The organism is Aquariibacter albus (assembly GCF_014145335.1).
GTDB lineage: Bacteria > Pseudomonadota > Gammaproteobacteria > Burkholderiales > Burkholderiaceae_C > Aquariibacter > Aquariibacter albus.
Window position 1 is genome coordinate 1,028,337 of record NZ_JACIVI010000001.1, and the last position, 20,942, is coordinate 1,049,278.

The window sequence follows — 20,942 nt, forward strand, 5'->3', positions numbered from 1 at the left end:
GCCCGGGCGCGGGGCCTGAAGCCGGCGGGGCTGGCTTCAGGCGGGCTTCATCGGCTCCGCCGACCATGGCGGCCATGTCCGATGTCCTGCCCCCGCAGCCCGGCGCGAGCGCCGTCGAAGCCCGCCCCGCTGTCTCCTCCCCGGCCCCTGCACTCAGGGTGGGCCGCCCCTGGGACCCGGGCCCGCTGCTGCTGATCGCGGCCCTTTGGATCGCGGGGCCGGCCAACTGGCCTCTGTGGCGCAGCTGGCTGCAGCTGCCGGAGGCCCAGGGCCTGCGGGGCTTCGGCCAGGGCCTGATGCTGTTCGCGCTGCTCGCCGCGCTGACGGCGCTGCCGCTGCTGCTGCTGAGTGCCCGGCGCCTGCTGCGGCCGGCCCTGGCGCTGATCCTCGTCGTCTGCGCCGTGCTGGCGCACTACCAGGGCGCCTACGGGGTCGTGATCGACGTCGACATGGCCCGCAACGTGATGCAGACCGACTGGCGCGAAACCCGCGACCTGCTCGGCCTGGGCCTGGGGCTGCACCTGCTGCTGCTGGCCGGCCTGCCGCTGCTGCTGTTGCGGCGCTGGCCGGGCGGTCCGGCCCGCGGCCCCCTGGCCCGGCTGCCGCGCCTGCGTCTGCTGGCCGGCCTGCTGCTGGTGTTGGCCGCCCTGCTGGCGGCGAACTTCGGCGGCTACGCCGCCATCCTGCGCAACCACAAGGCCCTGCGCTACCAGGCCAGCCCGCTGAATGCCGCCTGGGCCTTCGGCCTGCTGGCCGCGCGCAGCCAGGCCCAGCCCAAGGGCCCGCCCGAGCCGATCGCCCTGGATGTGCACTCGGTGCTGCCGGAGCGGCCGGCGCGGCCGCCGCTGCTGCTGCTGGTGCTGGGCGAAACCGCGCGGGCCGACCATTTCGCGCTGAACGGCTACCCGCGGCCGACCAACCCCGAGCTGTCGAGCCGTCCGGTGCTGAGCTTCCAGGCGGTCGAGTCCTGCGGCACCAGCACCGCGGCCTCGCTGCCGTGCATGTTCTCGCCCTGGGGCCGCAAGGGCCACGAGGCACGGTTGGACAGTGGTCGCGGCGAAAGCGAGAACCTGCTCGATGCCCTGCAGCGTGCCGGACTGGCCGTGCTGTGGGTCGACAACCAATCCGGCTGCAAGGGCCTGTGCGAACGCATCCCCCAGGCCCGGGCCGAGCTGCCCGCCTCGGGCGCCGGCCCGCTGCCGGCCGGGCTCTGCGCCGAAGGCAGGGGCTGTCTGGACGAGGCCCTGCTGCACGGCCTGGACGAACGCATCGCCGCCCTCGACCCGGCACGTCGCGCCCGCGGCATCGTCCTCGTGCTGCACATGATGGGCAACCACGGCCCGCGCTACCACGCACGCTCGCCCGATGCCCTCAAGCGCTTTCAGCCGGAATGCCGCAGCGAGATGCTGGCCGACTGTCCGCGCGAGCAGGTGGTCAACGCCTACGACAACGCGCTGCTCGAAACCGACCGTGTGCTGGCCCGCGCCACCGACTGGCTGGAAAGCCACTCGGCCACCCACGCGACCAGCATGCTCTACCTGTCCGACCACGGCGAGTCGCTGGGCGAGAACGGGCTCTACCTGCACGGCCTGCCCCGCGCCATCGCCCCGGCCAGCCAGACCCATGTGCCGATGATCCTGTGGCTCGACGCGGCCCGCCGCGAAGCGCTCGGACCGCAGGGCTGCCTGGGCCGGCAGCGCGATCGTGCGCTGAGCCACGACCTGCTCTTCCACACCGTCTATGGCCTGACCGGCCTGCGTTCCAGGGAGTACCGGCCCGAGCTGGACCTGATGCAGGCCTGCGCAAGCCTGGGGCGCTGAGATGAGGGACGGTTCTTCTCGACTGAGCACGCCCCTCGTGCTGCTGCTGCTGGCGCTGCTGATCCTGGCCTGGGATTTCAGCGGCCTCGACCGCCTGAGCCTGGGCTGGGTCGGCGGCCCCGCGGGCTTTGCCGGCCGCAACCATCCGCTGCTGGCCCAGGGTCTGCACGACGGCGGCCGCCTGGTCTCGGCCCTGGCCCTGCTGCTGAGCGCCTGGGCCTGCCTGGCCCCCGAGTTCGGCCGCGGCGGCGCCAGCTCGCTGAGCCGGGCGGAACGCGCCGTCTGGCTCAGCGGCCTGCTGCTGGCCCTGCTGCTGGTGCCGATGCTCAAGCAGTTCAGCACCACGAGCTGCCCCTGGTCGCTGGTCGAGTTCGGAGGCCGCGCCCACTGGGTGTCGCACTGGGATTGGGCGCAGCAGGACGGTGGCCCCGGCCACTGCTTCCCCTCGGGCCATGCCGCCGGCGCCTTTGCCCACCTGGCCACGGTCTGGGCCTGGCAGCGCCGTCAGCCGGCGCGTGCCCGACGCCTGCTGGCGGCGGTGCTGACCGCCGGCCTGCTCTTCGGCCTGGCGCAATGGCTGCGCGGTGCCCACGCGCCCAGCCACAGCCTGTGGAGCGCCTGGCTCTGCGCGGCCCTGAGCTGGGGCTGGCAGGCAGCCTGGCTTGGCCGGCGCGCGATGCGGCCGGTGACCGGCCCGCTTCAGAACAGCTCGACCTGAGCGGTGTCCTGCGCCGCGGACCGCCGGCGCGGCGGCGGCGCGGGCGGGCGGAAACCGCTGCAGTCCAGCCGCGGCAGGCGGCGCGCCAGGCCGTGGCGTGCGGCGGCCTGTTCGACGCGCTGCGCAATCAGCGCGGCCCAGGGTCCCTCGCCGTGCATGCGGTGGCGGAAATCGCTGTCGTTGTCGCGTCCGCCGCGCATGGACTGGAGGCGGGCCATGATGCGCTCGGCCCGCTCGGGCACATGGTCCTGCAGCCACTGCCGGAACAGCGGCGCCACTTCGCGCGGCAGGCGCAGCACGGTGTAGTGCAAGGCGACCGCGCCATGGGCCGCCGCCTGGGCGGCGATGCGCTCGATCTCGGGCTCGTTGAGGAAGGGAATGATGGGCGCGGCATTCACGGCCACCGGCACGCCGGCCTCGGCCAGGCGCCGCACGGCCGCCCAGCGCGCATGCGGCGCGCTGGCCCGGGGTTCGAGCAGGCGGGCCAGGCGCGGATCCTGGGTGGTGAGGGAGATCGAGACCGCCGCACGGCCGAGGGCCGCGGCCCGGGCGATCAGGTCAAGGTCCTGCACGATGCCCGCGCCCTTGGTGACGATGGTGAAGGGATGGCCGGTCTCGACCAGCAGCTCCAGCAGGCCACGGCTCAGGCGCCAGCTGCGCTCGGCGGGCTGGTAGGGGTCGGTCACGGCGCCGAGGTTGATCGGGCTGGGCCGGTGGCCGGGCCGGGCCAGTTCCTCGCGCAGGCGCTCGACGGCATTGGTCTTGACCTCGATCTCGGTCTCGAAGTCCAGGCCGGGCGAGCGGTCCAGCCAGGCGTGGCTGGGCCGGGCGTAGCAGTAGATGCAACCGTGCTCGCAGCCGCGATACGGGTTCAGCGAGAGGCTGAAGGGCACGTCGGGCGAGTCGTTGCTCGACAGCATGCGCCGCACCCGCACCGGATGCAGGGTGGTGCGCGGGCCGGCCGGCCCAGGATCGGCCTCGGCAACTTGCAGGGGCGCGGGCCGATCGGGCGCGCCGGCCACGGCCTCGGGGCCGAGGGGCTCCGCCGCCGTCCCGGGCTGTCCGGCCGGATGCCGTGCCGCGGGGTCGGCCCCCTCGTCCGCCCCACCGGTGTCATCGGCCGGCTCGGAGGGCGGCAGCGCGTCCGGGCCGTGTCGCCCGCCAGCCCGTGGCAGGTCCTCGGCGGCCCCGCCCCAGCCGTCGTCGACCGGCTCGCGCTGCCAGGCCTGATGGCGCGGCAGGGGCTGCTGAACGGTGCCGCGGCCCTTGCGCGGCGCGGCGGCGCGGGAGGTGGCGAGGCTGGGGGCCCAGGCATGCTGGGGCTCGTCGGGGGGGAAGGGGTCGGGGCGCATAACTGTTTATTTATACAGTTTTACGCCCCGGGCGAAAAGCCCGCAGCCCCTGGCTAGAGGATCTCCTGCGAGGGCTCCTCGGCCAGGCGCTCGGCCTCGCGCCGACCGAAGAGCCAGAACATCGCCGGGCTCAGGAAGGTGTCGAGCAGGGTCGCGCTGAGCAGGCCGGAGAAGATCACCACCGCCACCGGGTACAGCAGCTCGGTGCCCGGCCGCTCGGCCTCGAAGAGCAGCGGCGCCAGCGCCAGCGCGGTGACCAGGGCGGTCATCAGCACCGGGCTCAGGCGCTCCAGCGAGCCGCGCAGGATCATCGGCACGCCGAAGGCCTCGCCCTCCAGCCGCATCAGGTTCAGCCAGTGGCTGAGCTTGAGGATGCCGTTGCGCACCGCGATGCCCGCCAGGGTGATGAAGCCGACCATGGCGGCCACCGACAGCGGCTGGCCCGAAAGCCAGAGCCCGGCGACCGCGCCGACCAGGGCCAGCGGGATGTTCGCCATCACCAGGGCCGACAGGCGCAGCGAGCGGTAGCGGCTGTACAGCACCGCGAACATCAGCACCAGGGACAGCAGCGCCAGCAGGCCGATGCGCCGCGCCGCCTCCTCCTGCGCCTGGAACTGTCCGCCCAGGGTGAGGGACAGGCCCTCGGGCAGCGGCTGCGCAGCCAGCGTCCGGCGGATGTCGGCCACCACCTCGGACAGCGGCCGGCCCGCGGCGTTGGCGGAGAGCACGATGCGCCGCCTGCCGTCGTCCCGGCTGATCTGGTTGGGCCCGTCGCCCTCCTCCACGCTGGCCAGCCGGGCCAGCGGCACGGCGCCATGCGGCGTCTCGACCAGCAGCTGCCGCAGGCCCTCGACCCCGCGGACCGCCTCGGGCAGGCGCAGCACCAGCGCGAAGCGGCGCGCGCCCTCGACGATCTGCGTGATCTTCTCGCCCGCGACCAGGGTCTGCAGCTGCGCGAGCACGATCGAGGTGGACACGCCCAGCCGCGCTGCCGCCTCGGGATCGATCCGCACCTTGATCTGCGGCGCGAGCACCTGCTTCTCGACCTCCAGGTCGGCCAGGCCCGGGATGCCGGCCAGGCGGCCGCGCAGCACCTCGGCCGTGCTGCGTAGCGTGTCCAGGTCCTCGCCGAAGAGCTTGATCGCGATCTGCGAGCGCACGCCGGAGAGCATGTGGTCGATGCGGTGCGAGATCGGCTGGCCCAGGGCCACGGCGGCCGGCAGGTTCACCAGGCGAGTCCGGAGGTCGGCCTGGATCGCGTCCATGCTGCGCTTCAGCTCGGCCGCGGGGCGCAGGCCGACGTCCAGCTCGCTCACGTGCACGCCTTCTGCATGCTCGTCCAGCTCGGCCCGGCCGCTGCGGCGGCCCACGTGCACGACCTCGGGCACCTCGCGCACCAGGCGCTCGGCCTGACGGGCCAGGGCCGAGGATTCGGCCAGGGTCACGCCCGGGTTCAGGCGCAGGCCAATCAGCAGCGTGCCCTCGTTGAAGGGCGGCAGGAAGGTCGTCGGGAGGCGCAGCAGCGCCAGGGCCGCCAGCAGCACCGCCAGCGCGCCCACGGCCACGGCCGCGCGCGCCCGGCCCGGGCGGGCCAGCAGCGCCGACAGCGTGCGGCCGTAGCCGGCCTTGAGCCGCCGCAGCAGCCAGGTGTCGCCATGGGCCAGGCGCTTCATGCCCGGCAGCAGCCAGGCGCTCAGCACCGGGGTGACCGTCACCGACACCAGCAGCGAAGCCAGGGTGGAGACGATGAAGGCCACGCCCAGCGGCACGAAGAGCCGGCCCTCCAGCCCCGGCAGCGCGAACAGCGGCACGAAGACCAGCACGATGATGGCGGTGGCCAGCACGATGCCCGAGCGCACCTCCATCGAGGCCTGCCGCACCAGCTCCAGCGGCCTGAAGGGCATGCCGCGCTGCCGGGCCTCGCGCAGGCGGCGCAGGATGTTCTCGACATCGACCACCGCGTCGTCGACCAGGCCGCCGATCGCGATCGCCAGCCCGCCCAGCGTCATGGTGTTGATCGACAGGCCGAAGGCCTTGAAGACCAGCAGGGTCGCGAGCAGGGACACCGGGATGGCGGTCAGCGCGATCAGCGTCGGCCGCAGCGTGCCCAGGAAGACCAGCAGCACGCCGGCGACGAAGATCGCCGCGCCGGCCAGCTTGCCCTGCAGCGTCGCGATCGAGGCCTCGATGAAGCTGGCCTGGCGGAAGGTCACGCGGGGCGCCTCCATGCCGGCGGGCAGCGTGGGCCGCAGCTCGTCCAGCGCCTGCTCGATCGCGCGGGTCAGCGCGATCGTGTCGGCGGTCGGCTGCTTCTGCACGCCCAGGATCACCGCGGGCCGGCCTTCGAAGCCGGCATCGCCGCGGCGGATCGCCGGTGCGAAATCCACCGTCGCCACCTGCTGCAGCAGCAGCGGCCGGCCGTCGCGGGCGGTGACGACCAGGCGGCGCAGGTCTTCCAGCCGCGGGCTGCGGCCCAGGTGGCGGATCAGCACCTCGCGGCCATGGAGCTCGACGAAGCCGCCCGAGGTGTTGGCCGCATAGCCGCGCAGCGCGGCCTGGATCGCATCCAGCCCCACGCCCAGCGTGTCCATGCGCAGCGGGTCGGGCTGCACCTGGAACTGCCGCACCTCGCCGCCGATCGGGATGACCTGGGCCACGCCGGGGATGGCCAGCAGGCGCGGGCGCAGCACCCAGTCGGCCAGCTCGCGCACGGCCATCGGCGAGGTCTTCTGGGGATCGACCGGGATCGCGACCTGCAGGATCTCGCCCATCACCGAACTCACCGGCCCCATGCGCGGCACCAGGCCCGGCGGCAGCCCCTCCTCCATCGCGCCCAGCCGCTCGGCGACGAGCTGGCGGGCGCGGTAGATCTCGGCCTCCCAACCGAAACCGAGGTAGACGAAGGACAGGCCCGCCGTCGACACCGAGCGGATCGACACCACGCCGGGCAGGCCCTTGAGCGTGGCCTCCAGCGGCAGGGTGATGAGCTGTTCCACCTCCTCGGCGGCCATGCCGCCGGCCTCGGTCATGATCGTGACCGTGGGCTTGTTCAGGTCGGGAAAGACGTCGACCGGGGTCGTCGTCAGGGTGAAGGCAGCGTAGGCCATCAGCACCAGCGCGCCAAGCGCGACCAGCAGCCGGTTGCCCAGGCTTTTCTCGAGCAGCCACTTGAACATCGCGCGGCCCTCAGCGGATCTGGTTGAGCAGGGTCGCGCCCTGCACCACCACGCGGTCGCCCTCCTCCAAGCCGCGGGTGACCACCACCGTCGCACCGTCCAGCGGCTCGACGACGACGGTGCGCGGCGCGAACTGCTCGGGCGCCGTCTTGACCCACACGATGGTCTGGTTGGCCGGGTTGCGGACCAGCGCGGCGCTGGGCAGGGCCAGGCCCTGCACGCGCTCGCGGGTCTGCACCTGCAGCGGCAGGAGCTGGCCCAGCGCCAGCGGTGCGCCGGCCGGCTCATCGAGTCGGAAGTAAAGCGGCAGGGCCTGCTCGCGCAGGCGCGGGGCGGCCCCCAGGTAGCGCAGCGTCCGGGCCTGGCCGCCCCACTCGATCCGGGCCCCGACCACGCGGGCGGCCAGGGCCGGGTCGTGGCTGAGGGCCTCCAGGCGCAGGCGGCGCGGGTCCACGATCTCGAAGACCAGTTCGCGGGCATCGACCACCTGGCCGCTGAAGACCGCGGCCGAGGCGATCACGCCATCCACCGGCGCGACCAGGGCTTCGCGGGCCTCCAGGCCGCGGCGGGCCGCGCTGCGCCGGGCGTCCAGGCCCTGCAGCTCGAGTTCCAGGGCCTCGATCTCGCGGCGCGGCACGGTGTCGGCCAGCTCGCGCACGCGGGCCAGGCGGCGTTCGGCCAGCGCGCGGGCCGCGTCCAGCTCGGCCAGCTGGGCGGCCTGTCCGGCGCGCTCGAGCGGGCTGGCGCTGCTCAGCACATGGGCCAGCACCTCGCCACGGCGCACGGCCTGGCCTGGGCCGGGCAGGCCGCGCGGCCCGGGCTGGATGCGGCCGGCGTTCAGGGCCTGCACACGGGCCGCGGCTTCGGGGTCCGCCGCGACGAGGGCATGGAGCGTCACGCTGAGCGGATGGCTGGCGCTCGTGACCGGCCGGGTGCGCAGACCCAGCTGGCGCTGGGCGGGCTTGGGCAGGGCCACCCGGCCATCGGGCAGGCGCTGCGGTGCCGCGGCCGGGCGCGGCACGGCCGGCTCGTCGCCATGGTCGTGACCGGGACCGGCCCAGGCCGGCGCCAGGCCCAGGCCGAAGCTCAGGGCCAGGGCCTGCAGGCGCAGGGCGGAGCGGCGGAAGGGGTGCGTCTTCATGCCGCCTCCCCCTTGCGCAGGCTGCGCCAGGCGAGACCGCCCAGCCCGGCCAGACCCAGGGCCGCGAGTCCGGCCCAGGCGGCCGGCGGCCATGCGGCGTGGGGATGCCCTCCGGCCGCGGGCTCGTGCGGGTGTGCCTGCGGGTCCAGGTTCAGCTCGGCCCCGAGCATGTCGACGCGGTCCCCGTCGGTCACGACGGCCGCGATCGCGTGCACCCCAGCCCGCGCGGCTTCGGGCCATTCGGCGCGGTAGAGGCCGGGCCCCGCAGGCTCGACGGCCAGGGGCTGGGCATCCAGGGTCAGATCAAGGCGGGCGCCCTCGACCGGCGCATTGCTCGCGGCCTCGTCGAGGTAGAGGGTGAGCTGGCGGCCGTCGAGCACGCCGACCAGCTCGAAGAGTTCGGACAGGGCGGCAAAGCGCGGGGCGGCCGGCACGGCGGGGGATGCGGCCGGCGCGTCCTCGCCGTGGTCGTGGCCGGGACCGGCCCAGGCCGGTGCGGCGAGAAGCAGGCTGAGCGCCGCGGCACGCGCGGACAGGAACAGGGTTTTCATGGACAGCTCGTTCAAGAGGTGGGCGATCAGGGCAGGAGCCCGATCGCCTGGCGCCAGCCCGACAGGGCGGCGGCGTGTTCCAGGCGCAGACGGACGGCTTCGCGGCGCGCGGTGGCGGCTTCGGCCTCGATGCGCAGGCGGCTTGGCAGATCGGTCTCGCCCAGCTCGAAGGCGCGGCGCAGGAAGCCGGCGGTCTCCTCGGCCAGGCGGGCGCGCCGTGCGGCGGCCTCCTGCTCCTCGGCCAGGGCCTGCACGCGCGCGGCGGCCTCGGCCTGCTCCGCCGCGAGCCGGGCCTGGCCGAGCGCGAGCTGTGCACGCAGGGCGTCGGCTTCGGCCCGGGCGGCCGCCAGGCGGGCGGTCTGGCGGGCGCCCTCGCCCAGCGGCAGGCTCAGGCCCAGCTGCAGCGCGGTGCTGCTGCGCTCGCCGCTGCGGCCGCGCTCCTGCAGGGCCCCGATGCGGAGTTCGGGACTGGCCCGCTCCTGCTGGGCCTGCAGCGCGAGCTGACGCTCGGCCGCGTGCAGCTGGTCCTGCAGGGCCTGCAGGGCCAGGTGCGCGGCCGCGGGAAGCGCAGCCTCGTCCGGCGGAGGCTCTGCGTCTTGATTCGGCCGGGCCCCCAGGGGCTGGCCCATCAGCGCAGCGAGCTGCTGGCGGGCGATGCGGACGGCCCCCTCCGCCCGGGCCAGCGCACCCCGGGCCGTGGCCTCGGCGATGCGGGCCTGGTGGGCATCGGCCCGCGCCAGGTCCCCCGCCCGCACGCGGCGGTCGACGTCCTCGACGAGGCGGAGCGTCAGCTGGTGCTGAGCCTCGGCCAGCTCGCGGTCGGACTCGGCAAGCAGCAGGGGCCACCAGCGCGCGCGCAACTGGCCGGCGAGCGCGAGCCGGGCCGCCGTGGTCTCGCTCTCCAGCGCCTGGCGCCGGGCATCGGCCAGGGCCCGGCCGGCGGACTGTTCGCCAGTCCGCCACAGCGGCAGCGCCAGGCCCAGTTCCAGCTCACGCAGGCCGCGCTCGGGACCGCGGGCGTCCAGGCGCTGGGCCAGCTCCAGCCGGGCGGCTCCGGGACCGAAGGCGTCGGCAGCCTGGCGCTGGGCGTGGGCCGCGTCGCGACGGGCCGCCAGCGCCCGGGCCTCGGGCTGGCGGGCCCAGGCCTGTTCCAGCGCCTCGGCCAGGCTGAGTCGGGGCTCTGGCGCCTGGGCCCCGGCGGCGGCGGGCAGCAGGACGAGCGCAAGGATCGCGGACCCGACGCGGGCCCATCGAAGCGGGGGGCGAAGCGGCTTAGGCGCGGGCCATGCCGCGTCTGGCGACACACCACGCCCACCGCGGGCGAAGAAGAAGGACATCCGATGCTCCAGGCTTGGGAAAGCAGACAGGAGATCGGCGGGCAGCGACCGGGCGGTCGCCGGAGGTCCGGCCGGCACAAGCCGGCCGGGCCCCGCGGGGAAGAGGACGCGTGAACGCGCAAGCTGCCTCGCCGATCAGGCGAGGCCGGGCCACTGCGGGCGTTCGGGTCGGGAGGCGCTGGCCGGTGGAGGCCGGTTCGGAACAAGGGCCGGCAGGGCCAGCAGGCCCGGCGGCGTGGCGGCGACCGGGGGCTGCAGCGGCAAGACCGGCTGGGTGGCCTGGCAGTGACCGCAATCGCGGTCGACACCCGCCAGCCCGGGCTCGGTGGCCTCGTCGGCCGCTTCTTCGGGACCCGCTTCATGCGCATGGGCATGGTGGCCGAAGTGCGCCGCACGGCTGAGCTCGACCTCGTGCAGGCAGTACGCGGCCACCGCCGACCAGCTGAACTGGACCGGGGCCATCACAAGCAGCAGCAGGACGAGGAAGCGACGCATCGGGGCGCAGTGTAGCGAGGCCTCACGGGCCACTGGCGGGCCGCCCTGCCCCGGCTCGCCTGCAAAGCGGCCCGGGGGCTGCGCGGGCGGGGGGGGCTCGCCAGGCCTCAGCCGCCCGCAGGCGGCGTCTGCCGCAGGAAGTCGAGCAGGTCGGCGTGGACCGGCGCGATCCAGCGCAGGTCGCGCGAGAGCGCAGCGGCCAATGTGATGTGGGTGGCGGTGTCGTAGATGCGCTCGGTCACCGAGCCCCCGGCCGCGCGCAGCGCGCGAGCCAGGCCGCCGGTGTTGCGTTCGGTGCCCACCAGCCAGTCGCTCAGGGGCGCGGCCAGGAAGGCGGGGCGTGGCGGGCGCAGGTCCGCGGCATGGGCCAGCGGCTGCGACTCGGGTGGCACCGCGGGATGGTGGAAGACGGGCTGCACCTCGCGGTTGCGGATGGGCGTGAAGTCGTAGGGGCCGGCCAGGCCGGCCCAGCCGGCCAGGTCGCGCGGATGCAGGTCCTGCGCCGCGAGCCAGCGCGGATCGAGCGCGAGCATGGCCGCGTTGTAGGCGCCGGCACTGTGGCCGGCGACGAAGCCGCGGCGGCGGTCCAGCGGACCGCGTCCGGCCTCGGCCCGAAGCCAGGCGTAGGCGCGCGCGCTGTCGTGCAGGAAATCGGGGTAGCGGACCTCGGGATAGAGCCGGTAGTCGGCCACGGCGCAGGCGATGCCGGCGGAAGCGAAGGCCTCGCCGACGAAGCGGTAGTCGGCGCGCTCGCCGCGGTTCCAGGAACCGCCGTAGAAGAACAAGAGCCAGGGGTGACCGGCCGCCGGCACGGGGCCAACCGGCAGGTAGAGATCGAGCTTCTGGCGGGGATGCGGGCCGTAGTCGAGCGCGCCGAGGAAGCGGTGGGTGTCCGCGGGCACGCGCTCGTTGATCGCCGTCACCGAACAGCCGCCCAGGCCGGCCAGCAGCAGGCCGCCGCCGGCCAGCAGGCGACGCCGCTGGAGCTGCGGGAGCCCGGGCGCGCTCATTCGTGGTCGACGCCGATGTAGCCCGGCGCGAGGTTCTCGAAGCGGGTCAGGGGCCGCACGAAGGCCAGCTTGACGGTGCCCACCGGGCCGTTCCGCTGCTTGGCGATGATGATCTCGGCCACGCCGGGCTCCTTGCAGGCGTCCTTGGTGTAGTACTCGTCACGGTAGATGAACATGATGACGTCGGCGTCCTGCTCGATCGCGCCCGATTCCCGCAGGTCGGACATCATCGGTCGCTTGTCGGTCCGGCTTTCCACCGAGCGGTTGAGCTGCGACAGCGCGATGACGGGGCACTGCAGCTCCTTGGCCAGGGACTTCAGGCCGCGCGAGATCTCGCCCAGCTCGGTCGCGCGGTTCTCCTCGCTGCCGCCGGAGCCGGTCATCAGCTGCAGGTAGTCGATCACGATGAGGCCGAGCTTGCCGCAGGTCCGCGCCTGGCGGCGGGCACGGGCGCGCAGCTCGGCCGGGGTCAGGCCGGGGGTCTCGTCGATGAAGAGGCTGACGTTGCGCAGGCGCTCCACCGCCTCGGAGAGCTGGCCCCATTCGTGATCGGCCAGCTTGCCGGTGCGCAGGTGCTGCTGGTCGATGCGGCCGAGCGATCCGACCATCCGCAGCGCGAGCTGGGCCGCGCCCATTTCCATCGAGAAGACGACCGCCGGCAGGCCCTCCTGCACGGCCACATGCTCGGCGATGTTCAGCGCGAAGGCGGTCTTGCCCATGGAGGGCCGCGCGGCCAGCACGACCATGTCGCCGGGCTGCAGGCCGGCCGTCATCTTGTCGAGGTCGTAGAAGCCGGTGCGTACGCCGGTCACGTCGTCGGCACCGTGGTCGGCCAGCTCCTGCACGCGGTCGAGCAGCTGCACGACCAGGCTGTCCATGCTCTGGAAACCGTTGCGGTTGCGGCTGCCCTCCTCGCCGATGCGCAGGATCTTGTTCTCCGCCTCGTCGAGGATGGTCGAGACCGGCCGGCCCTGCGGGTTGAAGGCGGCGGTGGCGATCTCGTCGCTGGTGGCCACGAGCTTGCGCAACACCGCACGCTCGCGAACGATCTCCGCATAGCGGCGCAGGTTCGCCGCGCTCGGGACGCTCTGCGCCAGCGCGTTCAGGTACACGAGCCCGCCGACCTGCTCGGCCTTGCCCAGGCTGGTCAGCTGCTCGTGCACGGTGATCACGTCGGCCGGCTTGGCCTGGCCGATCAGCGCGCCGATGGCGGCGTAGATCAGGCGGTGCTCGTGGCGGTAGAAATCGCTGTCGTTCAGCAGGTCGCCGGCACGGTCCCAGGCCGAGTTGTCGATCAGCAGGCCGCCCAGCACGCTCTGCTCGGCCTCGATCGAGTGCGGCGGGACGCGCAGGCGAGCCACTTCGGCATCGGGCGGGGCGGAGGAATCGAGCAAGGCGGTCATCCGAAGATCTTACGGGCAGCCTGCAGCCTGCCCTGGGGACAAGGCTGTGGACAAGCTGGGGGTCCGGGTCGGACAAGGGTCCGAGCGGCCGACGGCAAGAAAAAAGGCCGGCATGAAGCCGGCCTTTGCGGCGCGGCCCCCGCTCGGAGGCCGCGACGGGTCGAGGCGACGATCAGTCGGCCAGGGCGTAGACCGACACGGTGATGTCGACGACGACATCGGTGTGCGGCGCGACGCTGACGGCGTGGTCGCCGAGGGTCTTGAGCGGACCGTTGGGCAGGCGGACCTGGGCCTTGGCGATCTCGTGGCCGGCGGCCTTCAGGGCCTCGGCGATGTCGGCATTGGTCACCGAGCCGAACAGACGGCCGTCGACACCGGCCTTCTGGCTGATGCGGACGGTCGAGCCGGACAGCTTCTCGCCCAGGGCCTGGGCGGTGGCCAGCTTCTCGGCGGCGACGCGCTCGAGCTCGGCACGGCGGGCTTCGAATTCCTTGACGGCCGACTCGGTCGCGCGGCGGGCGGCGCCGGTCGGGATCAGGAAGTTGCGGGCGTAGCCGTCCTTGACACGGACGACGTCACCGAGGTTGCCGAGGTTGGCAATCTTGTCGAGCAGGATCACTTGCATCGTGCGTCTCCTCAGACCTTGTGCTGGTCGCTGTAGGGCACGAGCGCCAGGAAGCGCGCGCGCTTGATGGCGACGGTCAGCTGACGCTGGTAGATCGCCCGGGTGCCGGTCAGGCGGGCCGGGGTGATCTTGCCGTTCTCGCCGATGAAGTCACGCAGGGTGTCGACATCCTTGTAGTCGATCTCTTCGACACCGGCGACGGTGAAGCGGCAGAACCGCTTGCGACGGAAAAGCAGGGACTGGGTGTTGCGCTTGCCCTTGCGGTCCTTGCTGAACTTGCCTTTGCCACGGGGAGGGGCCATGGTGTTACTCCTGAACTTTCGAACGTATCGGGGGGGAAGACATCGGCTGGAAGCCCGTCACATGCAACCGCACCCCAGCACCGCGGAAGGCCGGGCCGAGGAAGCCCTCGACCTGGATCGCCTCGCCGACCGCCAGCTGGGCGGCCTGTCCGGCCAGCTCGCCGAGGGCGAGGGCACGGATCTCGAAAGCGATCTTCCGGACGGCACCGGCTTCGACGACCTCGGAGGCATGCGTGAGACGCAGGTCCAGGGCCGGCAGGCCGGCAGGGGTGTAGCGCAGGATGCCGCGTTCAGCCAGGCTGCCCGTGAGCACGACGCGGTTCACGCGTGGTGCAGGTCAGCGGCTGCCGACGACATCGGGACGGACATCAGGCCGCGTTCTCCGGCTGGGCGGGAGCCTGGGCCGACTTGCGGGCTTCTTCGCGCTCGACGGCCTTCATCATGATGGAGGGCGTCGTCTCGGCCTTGCTCTTCTGCACCGTCAGGTGACGGAGCACGGCGTCGTTGAACTTGAAGCCGGTCTCCAGCTCGGCCAGCGCTTCCTTGCTGACTTCGATGTTCAGGCACAGGTAATGGGCCTTCGCGAGCTTCTGGATCTGGTAGGCCAGCGCACGGCGACCCCAGTCTTCGACACGGTGCACCGCGCCACCGGATGCGGTGATGCTGGCCTTGTAACGCTCCAGCATGGCGGGCACCTGCTCGCTTTGATCCGGATGGATCAGCAGGACGATCTCGTAATGACGCATTCGAGCTCCTTGTGGATGACCACCTTGCGGCGTGACGGAACCGGATCCTCCGGCCCGCGCACCGCTTCGGCGGGGAAGCTGCCCCGGAGCGTCAACACCGGGTGCAGCAAGGGAAAAGCCCGCGAGTATAAGGCTTTTGAGGCCCCGTCCGGGGCCGATCCTCAAGGAACGGGCGGACGCGGATAACGGAGCCCTTCCACCAGGGCCTGCACCCGCGGCCCGGGCGGCGGGGTGAGGAGGCTGACCAGCACGATCACGGCAAAGCCCAGCGGCACGCCGAAGACGCCGGCCGAGATCGGCAAGATGCCGAACCAGAGCTCGATCGGCTGCTCGATGCCGAAGACCTTCCGCAGCCAGGGCTGGTTCATCACCATGTAGTACGAGGTGATGCCCAGGCCGGCCACCATGCCGAGCACCGCGCCCGGACCGTTGGCGCGCTTCCAGAACACCCCGAGCACGAGGGCCGGGAAAAAGGCGGCGGCCGCGAAGGAGAAGGCCGCGGAGACGAGGAAGAGGATGTCGGCCGGCTTCTGTGCGGCCACGTAGGCCGCGGCCAGGGCCACCACCAGCAGCAGCATCTTGGACAGCGTGACGCGTCGCGCCGTCGAGGCATTGGGATCGATCATCTTGTAGTAGAGATCGTGCGACAGCGCATTGGCGATGGTCAGCAGCAGGCCATCGGCCGTCGAGAGGGCGGCCGCCAGACCGCCGGCGGCAACCATGCCCGAGACCACATAGGGCAGGCCGCCGATCTCGGGCGTGGCCAGCACGATGATGTCGCCGCCGATCTTCAACTCGGCAAGCTGCAGTACGCCGTCCCGGTTGATGTCGCTGACCGACAGCAGGCCGGGATCCACCTTGGCCCAGCTGGCGATCCAGGTCGGCAGCTGCTCGAAGGAGGTCCCGACCAGGTTGTTGAAGACCTCGAACTTCACAAGCACCGCCAGGGCCGGCGCGGTGATGTAGAGCAGCACGATGAAGAGCAGCGACCAGGTGACCGACTCTCGCGCCTCCTTCACCGTCGGCGTCGTGTAGTAGCGCATCAGGATGTGCGGCAGCGCGGCCGTGCCGATCATCAGGCAGAAGACCAGGGCCAGGAAGTTGCGCCGCGACTCGGTGTAGGCCTGCCGATCCGCGGCATCGCCGTCGGGATCGCCGCTGAACTGTGCGGCGTGCGGCGGCATGCCGGCCAGGGGCCGTGCTCGGGCATCGGCGCTGGCGCGGGCCTTCTCGTAGGCCCGGGCGGCCTCGGCCTCGGTCGGCGGCAGGGCGGCCAAGCTGCGTTCGGCAGCCTGGATCTGGGCCAGCGGCACCAGATCCGATCGGGTCTTCAGCTCGGCCAGCCGGGCCTCGGCCGCCGCGCGGTCGGCCACCATGGCCGCCGGCACGTTGCGCAGCTTGTCGGCCGCCTCGTCGGCCTGGCGGCGCAGGATGTCGATCACCTCCTGCTCGCGGGGATCGGCCAACAGCGCCCGCTCGCGCTCGCTGACCTTCTCCAGCTGGTAGCCATAGACCGCCTGCGGCAGCGGCACCCCGGTCTGCTTCACCGACAGCCAGACCACCGGGACCATGTAGGCCACGATCAGGATGATGTACTGCGCGACCTGGGTCCAGGTCACCGCCCGCATGCCGCCGAGGAAGGAGCAGACCAGGATGCCGCCCAGGCCGAGGAAGATGCCGATCTCGAAGGCCACGCCCGTCAGGCGCGTGCTGATCAGGCCGACCCCGTAGATCTGCGCCACCACATAGGTGAAGGAGCAGAGGATGGCGGCGAACATGCCGACCGCGCGGGCCGCATGCCCGCCGTAACGCTCGCCCAGGAAGTCCGGGATCGTGAACTGCCCGAACTTGCGCAGGTAGGGCGCCAGCAGCAGTGCGACCAGGCAATAGCCGCCGGTCCAGCCAAGGATGAAGGCCAGGCCCCCGTAGCCGCTCAGATAGAGCGTGCCGGCCAGGCCGATGAAGCTGGCCGCCGACATCCAGTCGGCGCCGGTGGCCATGCCGTTGTAGACCGCCGGCACGCGCCGGCCGGCCACGTAGTACTCCGCCGTGTCGGTCGTGCGGCTCATGATGCCGATGCCGGCATAGAGCCCCAGGGTGACGATCAGGAAGGTGAAACCGATCCAGCTGCGCGGCATGCCACGCTGCTCCAGGATCGCCAGCGCGACGACGAAGACGATGAAGCCGCCGCTGTACCAGCCATAGACCCGGTTCAGGCGGGCCCGGAAGACGCGGCTCTGGGCGGCGGCCGACAGGCGCTGGGGCGGCTTCGCGCGCTCGCTCATCTCACTCTTCCTCGGCCATGCCGTGGGCGTGGTCCAGCCGGTTCATGCAGGCGGCATAGCAGGCGATCAGCAGCAGGTAGACGATCAGCGCGCCCTGCCCGGCCACCCAGAAGCTGAAGGGCCAGCCGAAGAAGCTGAAGCTGAGCTCGCGGGCAAAGAAAGCCACCCCGAAGGTGACGCCGAACCAGACCAGCAGCAGCAAGGAGGTCAGCTGGAGGTTCTTCCGCCAGTAGCTGCGGGCGAGGGAAGGCGAGGACATGGGGGGGGCGGCGCAGGCAGGGGCGGCGGCGGCTTAGCGCCCGCGGGTGCCGAAGGCAGTGGGAGGGCCGGCCAGATCCCGGGCCAGCTGCTCGGCCACCCGGGGCTCGAAGCCGCGCAGTCGTTCGAGCACGGCCCTCGCGGCGGCAGGCTCGCCGCGTTCGGCCTGCAGCCGCCCCAGCTGCAGCCAGGGCGCCGGGCTCATCGGCTGCAGGCGGGTGGCCTGCTCCAGCGCCGGCACGGCCTCGTCGAGCCGGCGCAGGCCGATCAGGGCCAGACCCAGTCCGTAGGCGGCGCGGTCCAGCCGGGGCTCCAGGGCCAGGGCCTGGCGGAAGGCCGCCACGGCCTCGTCGAGATCGCCACCGGCCTCCAGCAGGTAGCCGAGGTTGAACCAGGCCGTCGCCGCTTGGGGCTGCTGCACGACCAGGGCGCGCAGGTCGGCAAGCGCCGCCTCCCGGTGGCCGGCGCGGGCCAGCAGGTGGGCGCGGCTGGCGCGGGCATGCGCATCGTCCGGCGCCCGGTCCAGCAGGCGCTGGTAGTCCGCCAGGGCAGGCTGCGCACGGCCCAGGCTCAGCCACAGGCGGGCCCGCAGATGCAGCAGCCGGTGACGCAGACCGCGCCCGCCCTGCCCCGGGGTCGAAACGCTCATCGGCACAGGGCCTGACCCGGCAGCGCCCGGCACTCGGCCAGCTTGAGCAGCAGCGCCCCCAGCCAGATCCAGACCAGGCCCAGCGTGGCCATCAGGGGAAGGTGACGGTCCAGCACGCGGCGCGGGCTGAGGGCACGGAACAGCCGCAGTGCCGGACGGCTGAGCAGGTCGAGCAGGCGATAGACCGCGTTGCGCTCGCGTCCCGCGCCGGCCAGCAGGCCCAGCAGTGCGCGGCCCACCAAGGCCATCAGCGCGATCTCGGCGAGCAATTTCACGGTGACGGCCAGCCAGAGCATGGGACTCCTGTTCGGGCCGCGACTGTTCAGCCCGCGACTTACGGCCCTCTGACGCGCGGGGCAGGTCCGGCCGCCCTTGCGGGAAGACCCGTAGAAAGACCGCGGGGCCCTGGCTCGCGCCAGGGCCCCGCTCGGGACAGGCGGGCGCGCCGCCCGCCGGACTCAGCGCGCCGCGAGGCGCTGCCAGGTCTCGATCACCGTGTCCGGGTTCAGGGAAATCGAGACGATGCCCTGGTCGGTCAGCCAGTCGGCGAAGTCAGGATGGTCGCTGGGGCCCTGACCGCAGATGCCGATGTACTTGTCCTGCGCCCGGCAGGCCTTGATGGCCAGCGAGATCAGGGCGGTGACAGCCGGATCCCGCTCGTCGAAGTCGGCCGCCAGCAGTTCCAGGCCGGAATCGCGGTCCAGGCCCAGGGTGAGCTGGGTCAGGTCGTTGGAGCCGATCGACATGCCGTCGAAATGCTGCAGGTACTGCTCGGCCAGGATGGCGTTGCTCGGGATCTCGCACATCATGATCAGGCGCAGGCCGTTCTCGCCCCGCTTGAGGCCCTGGGCGGCCAGCAGCGCGTTCACGCGTTCGGCCTGCTTCAGCGTGCGGACGAAGGGCACCATGATCTCGACATTGGTCAGGCCCATCTCGTTGCGCACGCGCTTGAGCGCCTCGCACTCCATCGCGAAGGCCTCGCCGAAGTCGGCGCTGATGTAGCGCGAGGCGCCGCGGAAGCCCAGCATCGGGTTCTCTTCCTCGGGCTCGTAGCGGCTGCCGCCGATCAACTTCTTGTACTCGTTGGACTTGAAGTCCGACAGACGCACGATGACCGCCTTGGGCCAGAAGGCCGCAGCGATGGTGGCGATGCCCTCGACCAGCTTGTCGACGTAGAAGGCACGCGGGCTGGCGTGGCCACGGGCCACGCTCTCGACCGCCTTCTTCAGGTCCGAATCGACGTTCGGATAGTCGAGGATGGCCTTGGGGTGGATGCCGATGTTGTTGTTGATGATGAATTCGAGCCGCGCCAGGCCGACGCCGCTGTTGGGCATCTGCGCGAAGTCGAAGGCCAGCTGCGGGTTGCCGACGTTCATCATGATCTTCACCGGCGAGGGCGGCAGCTCGCCACGCGTGACCTCGGTGATCTCGGTCTCCAGCAGGCCGTCATAGATCAGGCCGGTGTCGCCCTCCGAGCAGGCCACGGTGACCAGCTGGCCGTCCTTCAGCGTGGCGGTCGCGTCGCCGCAGCCGACCACGGCCGGAATGCCCAGCTCGCGCGCGATGATGGCCGCATGGCAGGTGCGGCCGCCGCGGTTGGTGACGATGGCGCTGGCACGCTTCATCACCGGCTCCCAGTTCGGGTCGGTCATGTCGGTGACCAGCACGTCGCCGGGCTGCACCTTGTCCATCTCGCTGATGCTGTGCACAAGGCGGACCGGGCCGGTGCCGATCTTCTGGCCGATGGCGCGGCCCTCGGCCAGCACCGTGCTGCTGCCCTTGAGCTTGAAGCGCTGCTCGACCTTGCCCTCGGCCTGGCTCTTCACCGTCTCCGGGCGGGCCTGCAGGATGTAGAGCTTGCCGTCGACGCCATCCTTGCCCCACTCGATGTCCATCGGGCGGCCGTAGTGCTTCTCGATGGTCATCGCGTACTGCGCGAGCTCGGTGACCTCGGCCTCGCTCAGGCTGTAGCGGTTGCGCTGCTCGGTGACGGTGTCGACCGTCTTGACCAGCTTGCCGCTGGCGGCCTTTTCCTCGGGCGAGGCAAACACCATCTTGATCAGCTTGCTGCCCAGGTTGCGGCGGATCACCGCACGCTTGCCCGCGGCCAGCATGGGCTTGTGGACGTAGTACTCGTCGGGGTTCACCGCGCCCTGCACCACCGTCTCGCCCAGGCCGTAGCTGGAGGTGATGAAGACCACGTCCTTGAAGCCCGACTCGGTGTCGATGGTGAACATCACGCCGGCCGCGCCCAGGTCGGAGCGCACCATGCGCTGCACGCCAGCCGAGAGCGCCACCTCGGCATGGGCGAAGCCCTTGTGCACGCGGTAGCTGATCGCGCGGTCGTTGTAGAGGCTGGCGAAGACTTCCTTGATCTTCAGCAGCACGGTCTCGATGCCCACCACGTTCAGGAAGCTCTCCTGCTGGCCGGCGAAGCTCGCATCGGGCAGGTCTTCGGCGGTGGCCGAGGAGCGCACGGCGAAGGAGGCGCTGGCGTCGCCGCCCGAGAGGGTGGCGAAGGCCTCGCGGATGCCGGCTTCTAGGGCCGGCGGGAAGGGCGCGTGCTCGACCCAGCCACGGATCTCGGCGCCGGCCTCGGCCAGGGCGCGTACGTCCTCGGTGTCGAGGGCGGCCAGGCGGGCGTTGATCTTCTCGGTCAGGCCGTTGAAGGTCAGGAAGTCGCGGAAGGCGTGGGCGGTGGTCGCGAAGCCGGTCGGCACCCGCACGCCGGAGGCGGCGAGCTGGCTGATCATTTCGCCGAGGCTGCTGTTCTTGCCGCCGACGGTGTCGACGTCCTCCATGCGGAGTTGCTCGAAGGGAACGACCAGGGCAGTCGCTTCGAAGAGGGCCATGACAATGCTCCAGAGAGTAAAAAAACCGGGGCGGGGGCGCATGGCGTGCTCGACGGCCGCCCGACCTGTTCTTGCTCTTCTGGGTCCGGACACCGGAACGCGCCACCCCTGCGTTGCGGCGCGATTGTAAGGACCGCGGGCGCGAGACCCGGGAGAACCCGAAGCGCTGCGTCGTCCGGACGCCGCAGATCCCTCAGGGTTCACGCCTGTCAGCGGCCGCGG

The 20,942-nt window shown here is 72.3% G+C and carries 19 protein-coding genes; 2 read left to right on the plus strand and 17 right to left on the minus strand.

What is annotated here, in order from left to right; all coding sequences use genetic code 11:
* Positions 1 to 74: 74 nt before the first annotated feature.
* Together H4F90_RS04615 and H4F90_RS04620 are read left to right on the plus strand one after the other, a co-directional pair.
* On the plus strand, positions 75 to 1,820 hold the full coding sequence (locus H4F90_RS04615; RefSeq protein WP_182661898.1) for a phosphoethanolamine transferase: 1,746 nt from the start codon (positions 75 to 77) through the stop codon (positions 1,818 to 1,820).
* Between the two features lies 1 nt (position 1,821).
* Positions 1,822 to 2,538 carry a phosphatase PAP2 family protein gene (locus H4F90_RS04620; RefSeq protein ID WP_182661900.1) on the plus strand — a complete coding sequence of 239 codons (717 nt, stop codon included), beginning with the start codon at positions 1,822 to 1,824 and terminating at the stop codon, positions 2,536 to 2,538.
* On the opposite strand, the gene H4F90_RS04625 is transcribed toward H4F90_RS04620, so the two are convergent.
* The 17 genes from H4F90_RS04625 to ppsA all read right to left on the minus strand — a co-directional run bounded on the left by H4F90_RS04625 (position 2,520) and on the right by ppsA (position 20,720).
* The gene (locus tag H4F90_RS04625; protein ID WP_220486044.1) at positions 2,520 to 3,890 is read right to left on the minus strand and encodes a PA0069 family radical SAM protein; all 1,371 of its coding nucleotides are present in this window, start codon (positions 3,888 to 3,890) and stop codon (positions 2,520 to 2,522) included. The genes H4F90_RS04620 and H4F90_RS04625 overlap by 19 nt on opposite strands.
* 53 nt (positions 3,891 to 3,943) lie before the next feature.
* Positions 3,944 to 7,066, minus strand: coding sequence for an efflux RND transporter permease subunit (locus tag H4F90_RS04630; protein ID WP_182661902.1), 3,123 nt, complete (start codon positions 7,064 to 7,066; stop codon positions 3,944 to 3,946).
* 10 nt (positions 7,067 to 7,076) lie between these two features.
* Positions 7,077 to 8,207 (minus strand): efflux RND transporter periplasmic adaptor subunit, encoded by a 1,131-nt coding sequence (locus H4F90_RS04635; protein WP_182661904.1) that lies wholly within the window; start codon positions 8,205 to 8,207, stop codon positions 7,077 to 7,079.
* Positions 8,204 to 8,758 carry a hypothetical protein gene (locus H4F90_RS04640; protein ID WP_182661906.1) on the minus strand — a complete coding sequence of 185 codons (555 nt, stop codon included), beginning with the start codon at positions 8,756 to 8,758 and terminating at the stop codon, positions 8,204 to 8,206. The genes H4F90_RS04635 and H4F90_RS04640 overlap by 4 nt, the downstream gene beginning before the upstream one ends.
* 26 nt (positions 8,759 to 8,784) lie before the next feature.
* A complete protein-coding gene (locus H4F90_RS04645) occupies positions 8,785 to 10,095 on the minus strand; it encodes a TolC family protein (RefSeq protein ID WP_182661908.1) in 1,311 nt (436 codons plus the stop codon).
* 135 nt (positions 10,096 to 10,230) lie between these two features.
* Positions 10,231 to 10,590, minus strand: coding sequence for a cobalt-zinc-cadmium resistance protein (locus tag H4F90_RS04650; RefSeq protein ID WP_182661910.1), 360 nt, complete (start codon positions 10,588 to 10,590; stop codon positions 10,231 to 10,233).
* Between the two features lie 107 nt (positions 10,591 to 10,697).
* On the minus strand, positions 10,698 to 11,600 hold the full coding sequence (locus tag H4F90_RS04655) for an alpha/beta hydrolase (RefSeq protein WP_182661912.1): 903 nt from the start codon (positions 11,598 to 11,600) through the stop codon (positions 10,698 to 10,700).
* Positions 11,597 to 13,003, minus strand: a complete 1,407-nt coding sequence (gene dnaB, locus H4F90_RS04660) for a replicative DNA helicase (RefSeq protein ID WP_182661914.1) — start codon at positions 13,001 to 13,003, stop codon at positions 11,597 to 11,599. The genes H4F90_RS04655 and dnaB overlap by 4 nt, the downstream gene beginning before the upstream one ends.
* Positions 13,004 to 13,175: 172 nt before the next feature.
* Entirely contained in the window at positions 13,176 to 13,628 is a 453-nt protein-coding gene (gene rplI, locus H4F90_RS04665; protein WP_182661916.1) for a 50S ribosomal protein L9, read from the minus strand.
* Positions 13,629 to 13,639: 11 nt separating this feature from the next.
* Complete coding sequence (rpsR, locus tag H4F90_RS04670; protein ID WP_182661919.1) at positions 13,640 to 13,930, minus strand: 30S ribosomal protein S18; 291 nt, start codon at positions 13,928 to 13,930, stop codon at positions 13,640 to 13,642.
* A gap of 4 nt (positions 13,931 to 13,934) precedes the next feature.
* Positions 13,935 to 14,255: a primosomal replication protein N gene (priB, locus tag H4F90_RS04675; RefSeq protein WP_182661921.1), complete on the minus strand. Its 321-nt coding sequence runs from the start codon at positions 14,253 to 14,255 to the stop codon at positions 13,935 to 13,937.
* 43 nt (positions 14,256 to 14,298) lie between these two features.
* The gene (gene rpsF / locus H4F90_RS04680) at positions 14,299 to 14,676 is read right to left on the minus strand and encodes a 30S ribosomal protein S6 (protein WP_182661923.1); all 378 of its coding nucleotides are present in this window, start codon (positions 14,674 to 14,676) and stop codon (positions 14,299 to 14,301) included.
* Between the two features lie 161 nt (positions 14,677 to 14,837).
* Positions 14,838 to 16,961 (minus strand): sodium:solute symporter family protein, encoded by a 2,124-nt coding sequence (locus H4F90_RS04685; RefSeq protein ID WP_182661924.1) that lies wholly within the window; start codon positions 16,959 to 16,961, stop codon positions 14,838 to 14,840.
* Between the two features lies 1 nt (position 16,962).
* Positions 16,963 to 17,220, minus strand: a complete 258-nt coding sequence (locus H4F90_RS04690; protein WP_182661926.1) for a DUF4212 domain-containing protein — start codon at positions 17,218 to 17,220, stop codon at positions 16,963 to 16,965.
* A 33-nt stretch (positions 17,221 to 17,253) separates the two neighbouring features.
* Positions 17,254 to 17,868, minus strand: coding sequence for a tetratricopeptide repeat protein (locus H4F90_RS04695; protein WP_182661928.1), 615 nt, complete (start codon positions 17,866 to 17,868; stop codon positions 17,254 to 17,256).
* A complete protein-coding gene (locus H4F90_RS04700) occupies positions 17,865 to 18,164 on the minus strand; it encodes a hypothetical protein (protein ID WP_182661930.1) in 300 nt (99 codons plus the stop codon). Before H4F90_RS04700 ends, H4F90_RS04695 begins: the two co-directional genes overlap by 4 nt.
* Positions 18,165 to 18,326: 162 nt before the next feature.
* Positions 18,327 to 20,720 carry a phosphoenolpyruvate synthase gene (gene ppsA, locus H4F90_RS04705; RefSeq protein ID WP_235971953.1) on the minus strand — a complete coding sequence of 798 codons (2,394 nt, stop codon included), beginning with the start codon at positions 20,718 to 20,720 and terminating at the stop codon, positions 18,327 to 18,329.
* Positions 20,721 to 20,942 lie beyond the last annotated feature (222 nt).

Bases quoted from the DNA above. Each gene is read 5' to 3' on its own strand.
- H4F90_RS04690 (WP_182661926.1), bottom strand. From the start codon at position 17,220: ATGTCCTCGCCTTCCCTCGCCCGCAGCTACTGGCGGAAGAACCTCCAG.
- ppsA (WP_235971953.1), bottom strand. From the start codon at position 20,720: ATGGCCCTCTTCGAAGCGACTGCCCTGGTCGTTCCCTTCGAGCAACTC.
- H4F90_RS04685 (WP_182661924.1), bottom strand. From the start codon at position 16,961: ATGAGCGAGCGCGCGAAGCCGCCCCAGCGCCTGTCGGCCGCCGCCCAG.
- H4F90_RS04625 (WP_220486044.1), bottom strand. From the start codon at position 3,890: ATGCGCCCCGACCCCTTCCCCCCCGACGAGCCCCAGCATGCCTGGGCC.
- rpsF (WP_182661923.1), bottom strand. From the start codon at position 14,676: ATGCGTCATTACGAGATCGTCCTGCTGATCCATCCGGATCAAAGCGAG.
- H4F90_RS04655 (WP_182661912.1), bottom strand. From the start codon at position 11,600: ATGAGCGCGCCCGGGCTCCCGCAGCTCCAGCGGCGTCGCCTGCTGGCC.
- H4F90_RS04640 (WP_182661906.1), bottom strand. From the start codon at position 8,758: ATGAAAACCCTGTTCCTGTCCGCGCGTGCCGCGGCGCTCAGCCTGCTT.
- H4F90_RS04645 (WP_182661908.1), bottom strand. From the start codon at position 10,095: ATGTCCTTCTTCTTCGCCCGCGGTGGGCGTGGTGTGTCGCCAGACGCG.
- H4F90_RS04635 (WP_182661904.1), bottom strand. From the start codon at position 8,207: ATGAAGACGCACCCCTTCCGCCGCTCCGCCCTGCGCCTGCAGGCCCTG.
- H4F90_RS04695 (WP_182661928.1), bottom strand. From the start codon at position 17,868: ATGAGCGTTTCGACCCCGGGGCAGGGCGGGCGCGGTCTGCGTCACCGG.
- H4F90_RS04650 (WP_182661910.1), bottom strand. From the start codon at position 10,590: ATGCGTCGCTTCCTCGTCCTGCTGCTGCTTGTGATGGCCCCGGTCCAG.
- H4F90_RS04620 (WP_182661900.1), top strand. From the start codon at position 1,822: ATGAGGGACGGTTCTTCTCGACTGAGCACGCCCCTCGTGCTGCTGCTG.
- H4F90_RS04700 (WP_182661930.1), bottom strand. From the start codon at position 18,164: ATGCTCTGGCTGGCCGTCACCGTGAAATTGCTCGCCGAGATCGCGCTG.
- H4F90_RS04615 (WP_182661898.1), top strand. From the start codon at position 75: ATGTCCGATGTCCTGCCCCCGCAGCCCGGCGCGAGCGCCGTCGAAGCC.
- dnaB (WP_182661914.1), bottom strand. From the start codon at position 13,003: ATGACCGCCTTGCTCGATTCCTCCGCCCCGCCCGATGCCGAAGTGGCT.
- rplI (WP_182661916.1), bottom strand. From the start codon at position 13,628: ATGCAAGTGATCCTGCTCGACAAGATTGCCAACCTCGGCAACCTCGGT.
- rpsR (WP_182661919.1), bottom strand. From the start codon at position 13,930: ATGGCCCCTCCCCGTGGCAAAGGCAAGTTCAGCAAGGACCGCAAGGGC.
- H4F90_RS04630 (WP_182661902.1), bottom strand. From the start codon at position 7,066: ATGTTCAAGTGGCTGCTCGAGAAAAGCCTGGGCAACCGGCTGCTGGTC.